Origin of the sequence: Ulvibacterium marinum, assembly GCF_003626755.1 — a bacterium.
In the GTDB taxonomy this organism is placed as follows: Bacteria; Bacteroidota; Bacteroidia; order Flavobacteriales; family Flavobacteriaceae; genus Ulvibacterium; species Ulvibacterium marinum.
In genome coordinates this window covers 562,452-579,303 of the sequence record NZ_RBCJ01000001.1, presented here as the reverse complement: position 1 = coordinate 579,303, position 16,852 = coordinate 562,452, and the positions used below count along the sequence as shown (strand labels likewise).

At 41.0% G+C, this 16,852-nt stretch carries 19 protein-coding genes; 15 read left to right on the top strand and 4 right to left on the bottom strand.

What is annotated here, in order from left to right; translation table 11 throughout:
* Positions 1-10 precede the first annotated feature (10 nt).
* The 3 genes from D7Z94_RS02590 (at position 11) to D7Z94_RS02580 (ending at position 2,120) form a co-directional block, all read left to right on the top strand.
* The gene (locus D7Z94_RS02590) at positions 11-925 is read left to right on the top strand and encodes a DnaJ C-terminal domain-containing protein (RefSeq protein WP_120709937.1); all 915 of its coding nucleotides are present in this window, start codon (positions 11-13) and stop codon (positions 923-925) included.
* A 21-nt stretch (positions 926-946) separates the two neighbouring features.
* Positions 947-1,249 carry a thioredoxin gene (gene trxA, locus D7Z94_RS02585; RefSeq protein ID WP_120709936.1) on the top strand — a complete coding sequence of 101 codons (303 nt, stop codon included), beginning with the start codon at positions 947-949 and terminating at the stop codon, positions 1,247-1,249.
* Positions 1,250-1,337: 88 nt separating this feature from the next.
* Entirely contained in the window at positions 1,338-2,120 is a 783-nt protein-coding gene (locus tag D7Z94_RS02580) for a patatin-like phospholipase family protein (RefSeq protein ID WP_120709935.1), read from the top strand.
* A 254-nt stretch (positions 2,121-2,374) separates the two neighbouring features.
* On the opposite strand, the gene D7Z94_RS02575 is transcribed toward D7Z94_RS02580, so the two are convergent.
* On the bottom strand, positions 2,375-3,424 hold the full coding sequence (locus D7Z94_RS02575) for a ferredoxin--NADP reductase (RefSeq protein ID WP_120710848.1): 1,050 nt from the start codon (positions 3,422-3,424) through the stop codon (positions 2,375-2,377).
* Between the two features lie 130 nt (positions 3,425-3,554).
* Here D7Z94_RS02575 and D7Z94_RS02570 point away from each other — a divergent pair, with 130 nt between their 5' ends.
* Both D7Z94_RS02570 and D7Z94_RS02565 read left to right on the top strand, forming a co-directional pair.
* The gene (locus D7Z94_RS02570) at positions 3,555-5,024 is read left to right on the top strand and encodes a DUF5687 family protein (RefSeq protein WP_120709934.1); all 1,470 of its coding nucleotides are present in this window, start codon (positions 3,555-3,557) and stop codon (positions 5,022-5,024) included.
* A gap of 21 nt (positions 5,025-5,045) precedes the next feature.
* Positions 5,046-5,741 carry an ABC transporter ATP-binding protein gene (locus D7Z94_RS02565; RefSeq protein ID WP_120709933.1) on the top strand — a complete coding sequence of 232 codons (696 nt, stop codon included), beginning with the start codon at positions 5,046-5,048 and terminating at the stop codon, positions 5,739-5,741.
* A gap of 47 nt (positions 5,742-5,788) precedes the next feature.
* On the opposite strand, the gene D7Z94_RS02560 is transcribed toward D7Z94_RS02565, so the two are convergent.
* The 3 genes from D7Z94_RS02560 to D7Z94_RS02550 form a co-directional block, all read right to left on the bottom strand.
* Positions 5,789-6,160 (bottom strand): nuclear transport factor 2 family protein, encoded by a 372-nt coding sequence (locus tag D7Z94_RS02560; protein WP_120709932.1) that lies wholly within the window; start codon positions 6,158-6,160, stop codon positions 5,789-5,791.
* Positions 6,161-6,192: 32 nt separating this feature from the next.
* Positions 6,193-6,852 (bottom strand): DUF2461 domain-containing protein, encoded by a 660-nt coding sequence (locus tag D7Z94_RS02555; RefSeq protein ID WP_120709931.1) that lies wholly within the window; start codon positions 6,850-6,852, stop codon positions 6,193-6,195.
* A gap of 82 nt (positions 6,853-6,934) precedes the next feature.
* The gene (locus D7Z94_RS02550; RefSeq protein WP_120709930.1) at positions 6,935-7,327 is read right to left on the bottom strand and encodes a hypothetical protein; all 393 of its coding nucleotides are present in this window, start codon (positions 7,325-7,327) and stop codon (positions 6,935-6,937) included.
* A 138-nt stretch (positions 7,328-7,465) separates the two neighbouring features.
* On the opposite strand from D7Z94_RS02550, the gene D7Z94_RS02545 reads away from it, so the two are divergent.
* The 10 genes from D7Z94_RS02545 (at position 7,466) to atpA (ending at position 16,777) form a co-directional block, all read left to right on the top strand.
* Entirely contained in the window at positions 7,466-8,479 is a 1,014-nt protein-coding gene (locus tag D7Z94_RS02545) for a GlxA family transcriptional regulator (RefSeq protein WP_120709929.1), read from the top strand.
* A gap of 367 nt (positions 8,480-8,846) precedes the next feature.
* On the top strand, positions 8,847-11,402 hold the full coding sequence (gene porW / locus D7Z94_RS02540; RefSeq protein ID WP_120709928.1) for a type IX secretion system periplasmic lipoprotein PorW/SprE: 2,556 nt from the start codon (positions 8,847-8,849) through the stop codon (positions 11,400-11,402).
* A 6-nt stretch (positions 11,403-11,408) separates the two neighbouring features.
* Positions 11,409-11,903, top strand: coding sequence for a bactofilin family protein (locus D7Z94_RS02535; protein ID WP_120709927.1), 495 nt, complete (start codon positions 11,409-11,411; stop codon positions 11,901-11,903).
* Entirely contained in the window at positions 11,881-12,111 is a 231-nt protein-coding gene (locus D7Z94_RS02530; RefSeq protein ID WP_120709926.1) for an AtpZ/AtpI family protein, read from the top strand. The genes D7Z94_RS02535 and D7Z94_RS02530 overlap by 23 nt, the downstream gene beginning before the upstream one ends.
* Before the next feature lie 2 nt (positions 12,112-12,113).
* A complete protein-coding gene (locus D7Z94_RS02525) occupies positions 12,114-12,506 on the top strand; it encodes a DUF6168 family protein (RefSeq protein WP_120709925.1) in 393 nt (130 codons plus the stop codon).
* Positions 12,507-12,613: 107 nt separating this feature from the next.
* Entirely contained in the window at positions 12,614-13,750 is a 1,137-nt protein-coding gene (gene atpB / locus D7Z94_RS02520; protein WP_120709924.1) for a F0F1 ATP synthase subunit A, read from the top strand.
* A 68-nt stretch (positions 13,751-13,818) separates the two neighbouring features.
* Positions 13,819-14,013, top strand: a complete 195-nt coding sequence (gene atpE, locus D7Z94_RS02515; RefSeq protein WP_120709923.1) for an ATP synthase F0 subunit C — start codon at positions 13,819-13,821, stop codon at positions 14,011-14,013.
* 75 nt (positions 14,014-14,088) lie between these two features.
* Entirely contained in the window at positions 14,089-14,589 is a 501-nt protein-coding gene (locus D7Z94_RS02510; protein ID WP_120709922.1) for a F0F1 ATP synthase subunit B, read from the top strand.
* Positions 14,590-14,595: 6 nt separating this feature from the next.
* The gene (gene atpH / locus D7Z94_RS02505; protein ID WP_120709921.1) at positions 14,596-15,135 is read left to right on the top strand and encodes an ATP synthase F1 subunit delta; all 540 of its coding nucleotides are present in this window, start codon (positions 14,596-14,598) and stop codon (positions 15,133-15,135) included.
* Between the two features lie 61 nt (positions 15,136-15,196).
* Positions 15,197-16,777 carry a F0F1 ATP synthase subunit alpha gene (atpA, locus tag D7Z94_RS02500; protein WP_120709920.1) on the top strand — a complete coding sequence of 527 codons (1,581 nt, stop codon included), beginning with the start codon at positions 15,197-15,199 and terminating at the stop codon, positions 16,775-16,777.
* Positions 16,778-16,852 lie beyond the last annotated feature (75 nt).

Below are 16,852 nucleotides of genomic sequence, written 5' to 3'. Positions count from 1 at the left end.
TCGGAGATATATGAAGTTTAAGGAGTATTACAACATATTAAATGTAGACAGGAAAGCCAGCGATAAGGAGATTAAAAAGGCCTATCGCAAACTGGCTACACAATATCATCCAGATAAAACAAAGGGAGATAAGGTGGCTGAAGAAAAATTCAAGGAAATTTCCGAGGCCTATCAGGTGTTGGGGAATGCTGAAAAGCGAAAACAATATGATGCCTTAGGGTCGGATTGGGAACAATTTCAACGGTCCGGCGCCAGCTATGATGAATTTATGCAGCAACGTAACCAATACCAACACTACAGAAATCGACAACGATATGCCCATGCGAATGCAGATTCCGGTTTCGGGAACGGAAGTGGTTTTTCGGATTTTTTCGAAGCTTTTTTCGGTAGTGGTGCCCGGAACGAAGGTGTATATGGGTTTCCAGGCGGGGATGTATCAGGCGAGGTAACCATTGATCTTACCGAAGCCTACCACGGAACGGAACGGATACTTGAATGGGACGGGGAAAGGATAAAACTAAAAATTAAACCTGGCGCCTATACTGGGCTGCGGTTGCGGGCCAAGGGTAAAGGTCAAAAAGGGGGCAGGGGACAGGCCGGAGATCTTTATGTCGATATCAGGGTGCGGGAACATGCCATCTATAAAAGAGAAGGAGATCACCTGAATATGAATTTGTCGGTAGATGTTTTCAAAGCCCTTTTAGGAGGGAAACAAGATGTGTTAACCCTATCCGGTAAGGTTAAGATTCCAATCAAGGAAGGTACTCAAAATGGCAAGATCATCCGTTTAAGGGGCAAAGGGATGCCCAAATATGGAAAACCGGGACAATATGGAGATTTGTTCGTAACTATCAATATACAACTGCCTACGAAGCTTACCCCCAGGCAAAAGGAACTGATAAGAGAAATTCAAAATGGCCATTAAAGGCCCAAAAAGCGATAAATAATGAAAGGAAACTTTGCTAATTTGATACAGTCGGATAAACCAGTTTTGGTCGACTTCCATGCAGATTGGTGTGGACCCTGCAAAATGCAGGCTCCTATTCTTAAAGAGGTAGCCGCACAAGTGGGGGAAAAGGCCAAGATTATAAAAATTGACGTGGACAAAAACCAAAATATAGCCAACAGATTTCAGGTAAGGGGAGTACCCACACTGATACTCTTTAGAAAAGGAGAAGTAATCTGGAGGCATTCCGGAGTAACGGACAAGGCACAATTGGTAGGACTAATAGATAGGAATTCTGGATAATAGAATAGGCAACCATTTTATTTTAGGTTAAATGTAATACACAGGGCTTTTAAGTAGCTTTGCAAATAAAACTAGGGTCTTGGGAACGATGTTGTTTACGAACCATCCATCCATTGGATTGGTACTCTCAGGAGGCGGTGTCCGGGGCATGGCACATATAGGACTTATAAAGGCTATGGAAGAATTGGGGATTTCTGCCCAAGTAGTCAGTGGAAGTAGTGTGGGAGCCTTGGTCGGGGCATTGTATGCCAATGGAAATTCGGTTTCGGATATGCTTTCCTTTTTTAAGGAAACCCCTTTGTTCAAGTACAATTTTTTGACCATCCTTAAGCCAGGATTTATCGATACGGATAGATACTTTGAAATTTTTAAGGGATACTTTCCTAAAGATACCTTCAGTTCACTGGAAAAGGATTTACACGTGGTGGCCACCGATCTTCAAAAAGGGGAGCAACAATTTTTCTCGAAAGGCCAATTGATACGGCCCTTATTGGCATCCGCGGCCTTGCCTCCGGTTTTTAGTCCCGTGGAGCTTAATGGCAGACTCTATGCGGATGGGGGTATAATGAATAACTTTCCTTCAGAACCTATACAAGACAGTTCGAATTATGTAATCGGAAGTAACGTATCGGTAGTGGGAGAACTTCATAAAAACGCCCTTAAAAATTCCATACAACTTACAGGTAGGGTAACAAGCCTTATGATTTATGCCATTAACAAGAAAAAATTACACTCCTGTGACTTGCTATTGGAATATAAAGAATTGGAAAAAATAGGGGTATTGGATCGTACAGGGATTGAAAAGGCCTATGCCATGGGATATGACGTGGCCATAAAAACCCTGGAAAGGAAACTAAAGCAAACCGACTAAACGGTCTCTTGAATTTAAATTCAAATTTTCCTGATTTTCTAAAAAGAGGGGATTTGATCAAAGGCCTCGATAAAATGCACATAATCGAACAAAGGATGCCAAATACATCTTGCTCACAAACCAAATGGTCTTTTATAACGGACCTTTATTGGCTCTGATTTTTTGGCTAAAGTCAGGTGTAGTCCCAAAACCTTGGTCCGCCGCACTCTTTTTTTAGGAAAACTCTTCTGAAGAAAATAAGTAGCTAGCTAGTTTTAGACATCGTCGTAGTCCACGGTCAAGGTCGCTGTTGTGGGATGTGCCTGGCAGGTAAGGATAAACCCTTCTTCAATTTCACCATCTGTTAAAATCTGGTTCTTTACCATTTCGGCCTTACCTTCGGTAATCCTAGCGATACAACTGCTGCATACACCGCCTTGACATGAGTAGGGGGCGTCTAAATTCTCCTTAAGAACAGCATCCAATACAAGGGTTTTCTTGTCCATTGATAGGGTAAATTCCTCATCTTCGAGGATTACGGTAAGTTGGGTCTGCCCCTCGCCGGTTTTCGGTATCTCATCTAGGATCTCTGTAGTGGTAAACAGTTCAAAATGGATTTTGTCCTCAGGAACCTCCTTTTCCTTTAGAGTATCGCTTACTAGATTGATCATAGCCTCCGGCCCGCAAAGATAATAGGCGTCAAAAACCTCATTTTTATGTTTGTTCTTTAATACATAGTTGATGGTGGAGACATCGATGCGTCCGAATAAGGAATCACTTTCGTGCGTTCGGCTATTGATGAAATAGACAAAAAACCGATTGGCATAATCTAGTTGTAGTTTTACAAGGTCCGTGTAGAACATGGTTTCCTCATAGGATCGGTTCCCATAGACCAATACAAACTGATTCTTGGGATTACTCTCTAAAACAGTACGAACAATGCTCATAATAGGTGTAATGCCACTACCGGCGGCAAAGGCAACGATACTTTTTGGAGTATCCGAAGCTTTAAATACAAAACGACCTTCAGGAGGCATAACTTCTAAAATGTCCCCTACAGCTAATTTGGTATTGGCATAATCAGAAAACCCGCCCTTGTCCACTTTTTTTACCCCAATGGTAATACTATCCTTTTTTGGTGAGGAACTAATGGAGTAGGCCCTCCGTAGTTCCTGTCCTTTGATTTCCTTTTTGATGGTTATGTATTGCCCCGAATCAAAATCGAAGGTCTGTAATAAGTCCTTGGGAATTTCCAGGGTAATCGCCACCGAATTGGGAGTTAACGATTTTATATGCTTTACAGTTAGAGAATGGAAATTAGGCATATTCAAAAAAATTTTTGCAAAACTACATAAAGGAATTCCCATTTTGGACCGGAATGTTAAAAAAATAACAGCTTATTGTAACAAATACGGACTTAGCCGCACTAACTTGCCAAAAAGAACACCAACTGGAATGTTCAATTACTTCATTAAGCTGCAATGGAAGTCATTTTTTAGGTCGGCCTCCCTGGTTAAGGGGCTTGCCTTAAAAATTTTGATGCTTTTCTTTGGGATATACATGATGGTTTCCCTCGTTTTGGCCGGATCGGGCCTTTTTTTCCTTCTACAAAAGGTTTTTCCAGATGCGGACCCTTTGCGAAAATTGAGCGAGCTTATGCCCTACTGGTTGCTCGCGGAACTGTTTATCCGGTATTTTATGCAAAAACTTCCGGTAATGGAAGTAAAGCCCTTGCTTGTGTTGCCCATAAAGAAGAGCACCATCACCCACTATATCTTGGGCAGGTCCGGAATGTCGTTCTATAATTTCATGGGTCTGTTCATATTTGTTCCTTTTTCCATGGTGCTTTTAACCCAAGGATATCCTGCCATAAAAGTTGGCTTTTGGTTGCTTTCGGTTGTTTTTCTAATCCTAATGGTGAACTACATCAATTTCATCATCAATAAAAGTGATAGAGTATTCATTATTTTAACGGTACTACTGATTGCACTTTTTGTTTTGGAGTATTTTGGAATTCTTCATACTACCGGACATATAGGAACTATCTTTTATGCATTTTATGAATATCAATTGCTTTTTATAATTCCTCTATTCCTGTTTGTAGTGGCTTACATTATTAATTATAGGTTTTTGAGAGGAAGGATTTTTTTGGATGCCTCCCTTGGTGAAAAAGCCAAAGAGGTCATTGCCTCAGATTTGACATGGACCAAACATTTTGGAAGTATCGCCCCGTTTTTGCAGCTGGATCTAAGGATGATATGGCGGAATAAACGAACAAAAACACAAGTATTTATATCCTTGGCCATGATTTTATACGGATTGGTCTTTTATACGATGGGTGATTTTGCCCTTACCTCTAGTATGATGGTATTTGCGGGCGTTTTTATTACGGGTATTTTTTTGGCCAATTTTGGCCAATTTGTCCCGGCTTGGGATAGTGCTTACTACAGTATGCTAATGTCCCAGAACATACCGTTGCGGAAATATCTGGAGTCCAAGGCGAGATTGATTTCGTTTAGCATTGTGATCATGTTCCTACTGTCTATTCCATACGTGTATTTTGGTTGGCAAGCTTTGGCCATTAACCTAAGTGCTGCAATCTATAACCTTGGGGTAAATATTCCGGTAATACTACTTTTTGGTTCCTTAAACAAAAAGCGTATCGATTTGGACAAAAGCGCCTTTTCCAACATGCAAGGCACCGGAGCCGCACAATTTTTGGTTATTGTACCTCTATTGGGACTTCCTGTGCTAATTTTCGGCCTTTTTAAGTTTTTGGTTTCCTTTGAGGTTGGGCTTACCGTTATGGCCGTATTGGGTCTATTGGGTTTTGTCCTCCGAAATAAGCTTTTGGACATCATTACTGAGCTTTATAGAAAAAAGAAGTACGGTATGATAGCCGGATTTAAGGAAAAAAATAGTTAGGTAAAACAAGATATTTGCACCATGATTATTGCACAAAATCTGACCAAAAAATATGGAAACCAAATCGTTTTAAATTTGGAACGATTGGAAATTCCCAAAGGGCAAAGTTTCGGATTGGTCGGCAACAATGGGGCTGGGAAAACGACATTTTTTAGTATTATACTGGATTTGATAAGACCCACTACGGGCCATATTCTAAATCATGATGTTCGTGTAGATACGAGTGAAGCATGGAAACCCTTTACTGCTTCTTTTATTGATGAAACCTTTTTAATCGGCTATTTGACGCCGGAAGAATACTTCTATTTTATCGGGGAGCTTCGCAATCGGAACAAAGCAGATGTAGATGCGCTTTTGTCCAAATTTAATAATTTCTTTAACGGTGAAATTCTGGAACAAAAGAAGTACCTAAGGGATTTGTCCAAAGGCAATCAAAAAAAGGCCGGTATTGTGGCCTCTTTTATTGGAAACCCGGAGGTGGTCATATTGGACGAGCCCTTCGCCAATCTTGATCCTACTACCCAAATTAGATTAAAAGGGATTATTAAGGACTTAACGGACCATAGCGAAACTACGGTTTTAATTTCGAGCCACGACCTCATTCATATAACGGAGGTCTGTGAGCGCATCGTAGTACTGGACAAAGGCGAAATAGTAAAGGATATTCAGACCTCAGCGGAGACCTTACGGGAATTAGAGCGTTTTTTTGCCACTTAAAATGGGCATCTTGTTTAGTACAGGATGCCCATTTCAAAAACATATAATCAACCGAACATGGCCGAAGGGTCATAATGAAAAGACACCTTCTTAATTTTCCCGTTCTCGACCTGATACATACAAAGCTCCTCCATATTTACACGACCTCCATTTTTGAAAGTTACATCACTGGTCATGGGAACTACAAAATGGTTGTCGACCACGATTGGGTCTCCAACAGTACCTCCATGCGCTTCTTGAATATTGCTGGCCCACTCTTGGTAGCCTTTTATAATGTTATCTATTCCTTCTGTTCTTTCATTAGGAACACCTGGCATTTCTACGCTAATGGCATCATCCGCATATAAACCGTAGGCTTCATCATACTTGCCTTCCCTACAAAGGCTTACTAATTTGTCCGCAACTTCTTGTGTACTCATTTGTCTTCTTTTTTTGATTAATAAATTAGGTTTTAGTCAAACGACTGGTTTAAAAAGGAATTCAAAGGTTTTATGGCCTCAAAATGGCTCAGAATCTCATTGGTCAATGCATCGGAACCAAAGAATGGCTCAATTGGAAATTCGGCAAAGGCATAGAATTGTTTGTTGTAAATATGTTCCGTTTTCTCAGCGGCGGCCATCAGGTTTTTATCCAAGCGTTTTGCTTTTTCGCCCTTAAGTTGACCAAAGGCATTTTTAAAATCTTGGTGTTCAATAATGTTAAGAAGATCGGCTGTTCGCGAAGCGATGTGATTTCTTACCTTTTTGAGCTGGGGGGTGCTGATCATAAAAAGGCCACCACCCACATGTACGTTTTCGGCATCAATACCCAAATAGTAACCTGGGAGTTCCGATTTTTTCCCATTAGGGGAAAACCCGGCCTTCATGATGAGATTGTAAGGCGATTTGTCCTTTGAAAAGCGCACATCACGATTAATGCGGAACATCGCCTTTTTGGGATCCGGTAGAATACGGTCGTCCCATTGTGCCAATATGGGAAGGATTTCTTCAAGCAAAGTAATGAAAGGAGCTTTTACATCATTTTCATATCTTTTCTTGTTGGCATGGAACCATTCCTTGTGATTGTTTTTTTGAAGTTCCTTAAAGAAAGAGATATAAGCGGGAGTAATCATTCTTAGAATTTTTGCGGTTTCTTATGCTAATGACGATCGTATTTTTGTTTTATGGACAAAACGACCCAAATAATATAGTGTATCAACTTTTTTCTTCTATTAGCCGTAGTGCTATCTCGGCAAGATTCTCCCATTTTCCATTTTCACCATATCCTACCTCATACCACCCTGCTAAAGGTTTCTTGGTTTTAAAAGGACTGAATTCTTGCATGTTGGCGTCCAGATGATGAGTGGGATAATCCTTTCCTAACCTGAACACCATTTTATTTTTTCTCGACAAGAAGGCGAATACCTTTTTCTTAAAGTGAATTGCCGGGGAACTCATCATTTTACCTACGGTCACATCTTTATATTTCGCACAGAAACGACTCCTAATTTCCTCGAACTTTTCCAACTCCATAGGAATCAAAGCTACAAAAGCAATGAGTATACGGATGAGGTAAAATCCGCCACTTTTAAGGGTTGTTTGTGCCATGTAGGATCACTACCTTTATAAGGTTAAAATCAAGGATAATGAACAATCCGTCATAACAAGTCGATAGTGACGTTGTTTTATGACTAATTCCATGTTCGTCGGCATATTGCCGGTTCTGACCCATTAGAATTTAGATATATGAAGCACGTAAGTATTTTGGTGCCTAAAGGCAATGCTATTTTGAGTAATGTGATAGGGACGTTCAAGGTATTGTTGGCCACCAACCAGTTTTTGAAGCAGACCGGTGCCCGGGAAGATGATTTTTTTGAAGTTCATCTAGTAGGTCTCAAAAAAGACCTGTCACTGTACCATGGATTGTTCAGTATTCATTGCGATAGTACAATAGATGATATAAAAAAGACGGATTTAATTTTAATTCCCGCGCTAAGACCGGACAAGTTGAATGAAGACCTGGACCAAAATCAAGACTTTGTGCCGTGGATATTGGAACAACGCAACAAACATCAGGCTGAGGTGGCCAGTATGTGTATGGGTGCTTTTGTATTGGCCCGGACCGGATTGGTGGATGGCAAACAATGTGCAACCCATTGGGCGGGAATGGATCTGTTTAAAAAAATGTATCCCCAAGTAAATTTGGTCTCAAATAAAGTAGTTACCGATGAAGATGGAATTTATACCAGCGGAGGGGCATTTTCTTTTTTGAACCTGATGTTGCACTTGATTGAAAAGTACTGTGGCCGGGGGCCGGCAATCTACATCTCCAAATTTTTCGAAATCGATTTTGACAGGGAAAATCAAAATCAGTTTGCCATATTCCAAGCACAGAAAGACCATGAGGATGAAGCCATACGGCAAGCCCAGAATTATATTGAAGGTAATGTGGCAGAGAAAATCTCGGTTGAAAATTTAGCAAAAAAACATGCTATTAGTAGGCGTAATTTTGTACGTCGATTTAAAAAAGCCACACAGAATACCCCTTTGGAGTATATTCAACGCGTTAAGATGGAGTGGGCAAAACGGAGTTTTGAATCTACCCAACATAACGTTAATGAGGTTATGTACCAAGTAGGATATACCGATCAAAAGGCTTTTCGGACTATTTTCAAAAAATACGTAGGCCTTTCCCCCGTGGCGTATAAGAATAAATACAATAGAAACTTCTCTGATTTCCGTAGTCCTACGGCGTGGTAAGGGACATATTGAGCAATAAGATCTTAAAATCTTTTGTAGGAGACATTTTTTTAAAAAACAGACCACCTGGTTTATTCTAAATTTGGTCTTGATATTGGCAATTTGGTTTCCCCCGATGTTCTACTGTAAATTATCCATAAGCAGTTCATATAGGCATCCTGCACCGGGTAGCTCCGTAATGGTATGGACCGTATAGTCTGTTATGACTCACCTGTTTTCCTTCATGCTAGCGAATATCCTTTATTTTTTGGTTAGTACAGAGGATTTACCAATCTGGGCCAGCCCCTTTCTTTTTTACTTTTTATCGACCAACTACATAATAATCCCGTTGTTTTTAAGTTAACCTTATGTAAGTACAATCGGAATTTTGAAACTTCATTATAAGCTTATTCTTTTCATATCATTGGGGGGCATTGTTTTTAGCGCTTGCTCTACCAAAAAAGATGCATTCATCAATCGCAATTGGCATGCACTCAATACAAAATACAATGTGCTGTACAATGGCAATATCGCATTCGAACAAGGGAGGGAAGAACTCAATGCAAGCTATAAGGACGATTATTGGGAAATTCTTCCCATTGAACGTTTGGAAGTTACCGATGACATAAAACTGGATTCCGAGGACAACAATCCCAACTTCATCATAGCCGAGGACAAGGCTACCAAGGCGATTCAGAAACACAGTATGGACATTAAGGATGAAGAGCGCAATCCACAAACGGATGAGGCTTTTCTTTTATTAGGCAAGGCCCGTTATTTTGATCAGCGCTATATTCCGGCCCTGGAAGCATTCAACTATGTTATAAAAAAGTATACTTACAGCGATAAACTAAACGAAGCGCATATTTGGCGGGAAAAAGTCAACATTCGCCTAGAAAACGAGGAGCTGGCCATAAAGAACCTAAAACGTTTAATGAAACTGGAGGAGCTTAAAGACCAGGACTATGCCGATGCCAGGGCAATGATGGCCCAGGCCTACATTAATCTCAATGCACCGGATACGGCCATACAACAACTAAAGATAGCATCCTACTATACCAAAAAGAACCCTGAAAAGGGACGCTATTACTACATTATTGGACAGTTATACAATCAATTAGACCATAAGGATAGTGCCAACTACGCTTTTGACAAGGTCATAGAATTGAATAGAAAGTCGCCGAGGGTCTATATGATCAATGCTGAAATCCAGAAAATCCGAAATATAGAAATCAATCCGGAAAACGAGGAAGAGCTCTTAGAGTACCTAACAGATTTGGAAGAGAATAGGGAAAACAGACCATTTCTGGACAAGATTTATAGACAGGTTGCAGAGTTTCACTTGGATCGGGGTTCTGATAGCCTTGCCCTGTTGTACTTCAACAAATCACTTCGTGCCACACAAAACGAACCAAAGTTGAATGCACTCAACTACGAAAACCTTGCGGAATATAATTTTGACGGAAACAACTATAAAGTAGCTGGGGCTTATTATGATAGTGTCTTGACTAACCTAGCTGAAAACACCAAGAAGTATCGATCCGTCAAAAAGAAACTGGACAATTTGGAAGATGTCATTACCTATGAAGACATTGTACAGTATGCGGACAGTGTCATAACGCTGTATAAGATGCCCGAGGATGAACAGATAGCCTATTTTGAAAACTACATCGCCGAGATAAGAAAAGCGGAAGAGGAGGCGGCAAAAAAGGAAGAGGAGCGGATAACAGCTGGTTTTGCTTCTTTTGTTAAAAGTAAGGGCGGCAAGGAAAACAAAGGAAAGTTCTATTTTTATAATATAACAAGTTTAGGCTACGGCAAGAATGATTTTACCACCAAATGGGGTAACCGTCAATTAGAGGATGACTGGCGTTGGAGCAATAAGACCAGAGCATTGCCATCAGAGGCCACTGGTGAATTGTTAGCGGACGGAACCACTATTTCTGATGAACCTATTGGAGATGAAAAATACGACCTTGATTTTTATATGGAGCGGGTTCCCAAGGATGTTTCCGTTATTGATAGTCTTAGTAATGAAAGGAACTTTGCCAATTATCAGTTGGGTCTTATTTACAAGGAAAAGTTCAAAGAGAATCTATTAGCTGCCGGAAAGTTGGAGGATGTTTTAAAGTCGAATCCTGAGGAACGTCTGGTTCTTCCTTCAAAGTACAACTTGTACAAGATTTATGAAGAAGAAGGAAGCACATTGGCGGCCGAAATGAAACAGAACATTATTCAAAATCATGGGGATTCCAGATATGCCGAGATTTTGTTGAATCCGCAGGCCATTCTGACCGGGAGTGCCGATAGCCCGGATGCCCGATATGCCGCCCTGTACAAACAATATAAAAATCAGGAATTCCTAAAAGTGATTACCGGAGCGGAAGAGAATATAAATAGATATACAGGGGACCCTATTGTGCCAAAATTTGAAATGCTAAAGGCCAATGCCATTGGTAGGCTGCAAGGGTATGAGCCCTTTAAGGAGGCATTGAACTATGTAGCCTTAACATATCCCAATAATCCGGAGGGTAAAAAGGCAGAACAAATGGTAGCCGAACAATTACCCAAGTTGGAGCCTAAGGAATTTTCCCCTGAAATCGGATCTTCGGGTGCTGGAAATTGGAAGGTTGTTTTTCCGTTCAAAAGGAAAAATGACGAAGTGGCCCAAAAACTATTGGAGAAGTTAAAGAAATCGATCAAGGATCTAAGGTACAGGAACATTGTTTCCAAGGACGTGTACAATCTAGAAGATCAATTTGTAGTAGTACATGGCTTTAAGTCCAAGGATTTTGCCTTAGGCTATGTAGAATTGCTAAATATTAACAAGGATTATAAGGTTGATAATGAGAATTTTGTAATTTTATCTTCCAACTATAAAATCCTTCAAGTACATAAAAATGTAGAGGAATATAGAAATAAATTGTTAACCCCAAAACCATGAACAACAATGTTTTCAGACAACAAAAAACCTAGAACTATGAACGAAATCAGTGGACAGCCCAACAGAATTGAAAAAAACACCAGGATCAAAGGAGACATCGTTTCCGAAGCAGACTTTAGAATCGATGGTAAATTGGATGGAAATGTAAAGACTTCCGGAAAAGTAGTTATTGGAAAAGACGGTCTTATTAAAGGGAAAGTGGAATGTGTAAATGCGGATATTGAAGGAAGTTTCAATGGAGAACTTCTTGTTTCCGACCTACTTTCACTAAAATCCTCGGCAGTTATAGAAGGAACGGTTTCCGTATCCAAATTGGCCGTAGAGCCGGGAGCTGCTTTCAATGCCTCTTGTAGCATGAAAGGAAAGAGCGGTTCCCTAAGTAGCAGCAGTAGTCCTAGCTCCAGTAGTAGCAGTTCCAGTACAAGTAGTACCGCCTCCAGTAGCTATAAGTCCTCAGTAGGTAGTTCCAGCACTAGCAATGAGCGGGCAAAAGTTTCCTAAAAAGAAAAACACCCTAAAGAATGTAGCGGTGCTTTCAGGTATTGCCTTTCAAATGGGGGCCATTATTTTTCTGGCGGCCAAAGGCGGTATCTGGTTGGATCAACATTACGAGACCGAGAAAAGAATTTTTACGGCTATTTCCACAATTTTTGGCGTAGCCGTTTCAATTTGGGTAGTTTTGCGACAATTAAAACGGATCGAATATTGATTATGTCCAAAACCAATCCCACAATTCAATTTCTTATAGTCCTAATAGCAGTATTGGGACTTCTTTTTTTTATACATGTTGCCCTCCTACGTAGCTCGGGATTTCCTCCTTATGGCAATATGTTGGTATGGTCCTATCTTGTTAACGGCCTTTTGGCGGCTGCAATATTCATTTTGCTCTACGTCTTTCGAAAAAAGTTAAAGAATAGCATCGGTTTTCTTTTTATGGCGGGCAGTTTCTTAAAGTTCATCGTTTTTTTTATAGTCTTCTATCCCTCGTATAAGATTGATGGAGACATGAACAAATTGGAGTTCGCCGCTTTCTTTGTGCCCTATGCGATTTGTCTAATTTTGGAAACTGTTTTTACGGCCAAAATGCTTCAAAAAATGTCTTGATTTTCTTTTCTTAAGGTACTCCGAAATAAACGCTTAAAAGCTTTTTTCTTTTTAATGGAATACCTTACATTTGCACCGATTTTTAAAGACCGATACTTTAGAGCTTTATGCAAAAGACATACTTTGCAAATTTTCTTTTGGCCATAGTACTTTTATTGAGTGCAAACATGTTCGGAAAAGACAAGGAGCAACACTCGGACGAACCACAGAAAGACCTTAAGACCGAGATTAAGGAATACATTCAACATCACCTACTGGATTCCCATGATTTTTCACTGTTCTCCTACACTAAGGAAAATGGGGAACATGTTTATGTAGGGCTCCCATTGCCGGTCATTTTATGGGATGACGGGCTTAAAGTATTCTCGTCCTCCAAATTTCATCATGGGGAAGAGCTTGCCGAAGCGGATGGAAACTATTATAAGCTTTACCATGGCAAAATATATAAGACCGATGCCAAGGGAACCATTGATTATGATGCGGAAGAACATCCCACCAACATAAAACCCCTGGACTTTTCCATTACCAAGAATGTGGCCATGATTTTTATCACGGGGCTTTTGATGTTTTGGCTTTTTACAAGCTTGGCGAGGTCTTACGCCAAAAATGGGGGGATTCCCAAGGGAGCAGGTCGTTTCTTTGAGCCCATTGTGCTATATATAAGGGATGATATTGCAAGGCCCAATATTGGGGAGAAAAATTATAGAAAGTATATGCCCTTTCTGTTGACCGTATTCTTTTTTATATGGTTCCTGAACATTTTTGGTTTAACACCATTAGGAATTAATGTAACCGGAAATATTGCCATCACTTGTGGATTGGCCCTGTTGACCTTCTTGATTACGAACTTTACAGGAACAAAGGATTATTGGAAACACCTGTTCGACCCATTAGGGGATACCATGCCTTGGTATGCAAAAATACCTTTGTATATCATATTAGTGCCCATAGAACTATTGGGATTGATAATTAAGCCTTTTTCACTTTTAATTCGTTTATATGCCAATATGCAGGCAGGCCATATTGTTTTAATGAGCTTAATCGGGCTTATGTTCCTTTTCAAAAGTTGGTTGGGAAGCCCCTTGTCATTCGCCTTGGCGTTTGCCATTTCATTGATCGAGATTCTTGTGGCATTGCTACAGGCCTATATTTTCACCATGTTGTCCGCCCTGTATTTCGGTTTTGCCTCAGAGGAACATGATCATCATGAGCATGAAGATGAGCCGGAGTTGGCCCATTTATAAATAGTAGTATGTAATTCCTGTAAAAGGGAGTTTTAGATTGAATTTTTAATTTTTAAACTAGATAGATTATGGAAATTCCAATTATGGTAGGTGCAGGTTTGGTAGTTATCGGTGTTGGTCTTGGTATTGGTAAGATCGGAGGATCTGCCATGGAGGCCATTGCCCGTCAACCTGAAGCTTACGGAAAAATTCAAACAGCAATGTTGATTGCAGCGGCGCTTATTGAAGGTATTGGATTTGCTGCCTTATTCGCAGTAGGTTAAACAATCTTAGGCAATGGCTATAACGGTTGGTTATGGCCATTGCCCAAAGTTTAAAGATTGACTTAAAATAAAAGTATGGAGAAATTATTAAATGAATTTTCGTTAGGACTGTTCGTTTGGTTGACCCTATTGTTCATCCTATTATTGTTATTGCTCCGCAAATATGCGTGGAAGCCGATTTTGGATGCGGTCAACGATCGCGAGGAAGGTATAAAAAATGCATTGGCCGCTGCTGAAGAGGCCAAAAAAGAAATGCAAAATGTAACTGCGGACAGTGAAAAGCTCTTGCAGGAGGCGCGAAATGAACGTGAGACCATGCTTAAGGAAGCAAGGGAAATCAAGGACAAGATGATTGCTGATTCCAAAGAGCAGGCCAAGATTGAGGGCGATAAGATGATCAAGCAGGCCCAGGCAACGATTGAAAGTGAAAAGAAAGCAGCCGTAGCCGATATCAAAAATCAAGTGGCCGAGCTATCCGTTGAGATTGCCGAGAAAGTGATTAAGGAACAACTCTCCAACAAGGACAAGCAATTGAAGATGGTTGACGATATGTTGGGTGATATTAAATTGAACTAGTCCAGAATGAAAGATTCTAGAGCGGCTATACGGTACGCCAAGGCAATTTTGGATTTGGCAATGGAGGGTAAAGCTACGGATGTCGTAGAAAAGGATATGCGTACAATAACGCAGACCGTTTCCGAAAGCAAAGAGCTTAAGGACATATTGGGTAGCCCTATTGTTGGAGGTACTGCCAAAAAGAAAGTCATATTGGCCGTTTTTGAGGGCAGTCACCCTATCACGGAAGGCTTAATCAACCTATTGGTGGATAATAGACGAATCGATATGCTAAATGAGGTCGCGCTTAAATACATCATCTTAAATGAGCGGCTAAAGGGTGAGGATGTAGCTTTTGTGACCACTGCGGTTCCATTGACGAAAGAACTGGAAAAGAAAGTATTAAAACAACTTGGCCAAATTACCGGAAACAAGGTAACCCTTGAGAATACGGTTGACGATAGCATAATTGGAGGGTTTATCCTTCGCGTAGGCGATTTGCAATATGATGCCAGTATCGCCAATAAATTGAACAATATTAAACGAGAATTTACGAATAGTCTATAAAACGAAGTTAAGGCAACGGACATGCTAACGTCTTTTGTCTTACCTCTTACATCTAGAAAAAATGGCAGGAGTAAAAGCCGCTGAAGTATCGGCGATATTAAAGAAGCAATTATCAGGATTTGAAGCTACCGCTACCTTGGACGAAGTGGGGACTGTACTACAGGTAGGGGACGGTATAGCCCGTGTATATGGTCTTTCCAATGCTCAGTATGGGGAATTGGTTGAATTCGAAGGAGGATTGGAAGGTATTGTTTTGAACCTGGAAGAAGACAACGTTGGGGTTGTATTATTGGGCCCCTCAAAGGAAATCAAGGAGGGTGCGACGGTAAAACGTACCCAGCGTATTGCCTCCATTAATGTGGGAGAAGGCATTGTTGGTCGGGTTGTGGATACTTTAGGATTACCTATTGATGGTAAAGGCGCTATTTCCGGCGAACTCTATGAAATGCCTTTGGAAAGAAAAGCACCTGGGGTTATTTTCCGACAACCGGTTAACGAACCTCTTCAAACTGGGGTAAAGGCGGTTGATGCCATGATACCTATCGGAAGAGGACAGAGGGAGCTGGTCATTGGTGATCGCCAGACCGGTAAGACTACGGTTTGTATAGATACGATTATCAATCAAAAAGAATTTTATGATGCAGGTGAGCCCGTATATTGTATCTACGTGGCCATAGGGCAGAAGGCATCCACGGTTGCTGCTATAGCAAAAACTTTGGAGGATAAAGGTGCTTTGGCCTATACGACCATTGTAGCCGCCAATGCCTCAGACCCGGCACCTATGCAGGTGTATGCCCCTTTTGCGGGAGCAGCTATCGGGGAGTATTTTAGGGATACCGGCCGTCCCGCATTGATTATATATGACGACCTTTCCAAGCAGGCCGTAGCCTATCGGGAAGTTTCCCTATTGTTGAGAAGGCCGCCAGGACGAGAGGCCTACCCCGGGGACGTGTTCTATTTACATTCCAGGTTGTTGGAACGTGCTGCCAAGGTCATTAACGATGATGCTATTGCACAAAACATGAACGATTTGCCGGAACCTCTAAAACCAATGGTAAAGGGGGGAGGCTCCTTAACGGCATTACCGATAATAGAAACACAGGCAGGAGACGTATCCGCATATATCCCCACCAATGTAATTTCCATTACGGATGGACAGATATTTTTAGAGCAAGACCTTTTTAACCAAGGAGTTCGGCCAGCGATAAACGTGGGTATTTCCGTATCCCGTGTGGGAGGATCGGCGCAGATAAAATCCATGAAAAAAGTAGCCGGAACCTTGAAATTGGATCAGGCGCAATTCCGTGAATTGGAAGCTTTTGCCAAATTCGGATCTGATTTGGATGCCGCTACCTTAAACGTAATCGAAAAGGGGCGTAGAAACGTTGAAATATTGAAACAGGCCCAGAACGATCCATTTACTGTGGAAGATCAGGTGGCGATTATCTATGTAGGTTCCAAGAATTTGTTGCGTGACGTACCCGTTGAAAAGGTAAAAGAATTTGAAAGGGATTACCTAGAACTTCTAAATGCAAAGCACCGCGATGTTCTGGATACCCTTAAGGCAGGCAAATTAACCGATGAGGTTACGGATACGTTAACGACCTTGGCCAAAGATTTGTCCGGAAAATATAGAAGTTAGTGAAGTAGAAGTGTGGAGTGCCGGTATGGATTGTAGTAGCCCTACTAAAATCCCATAATCTAGTCCTCCGAACCC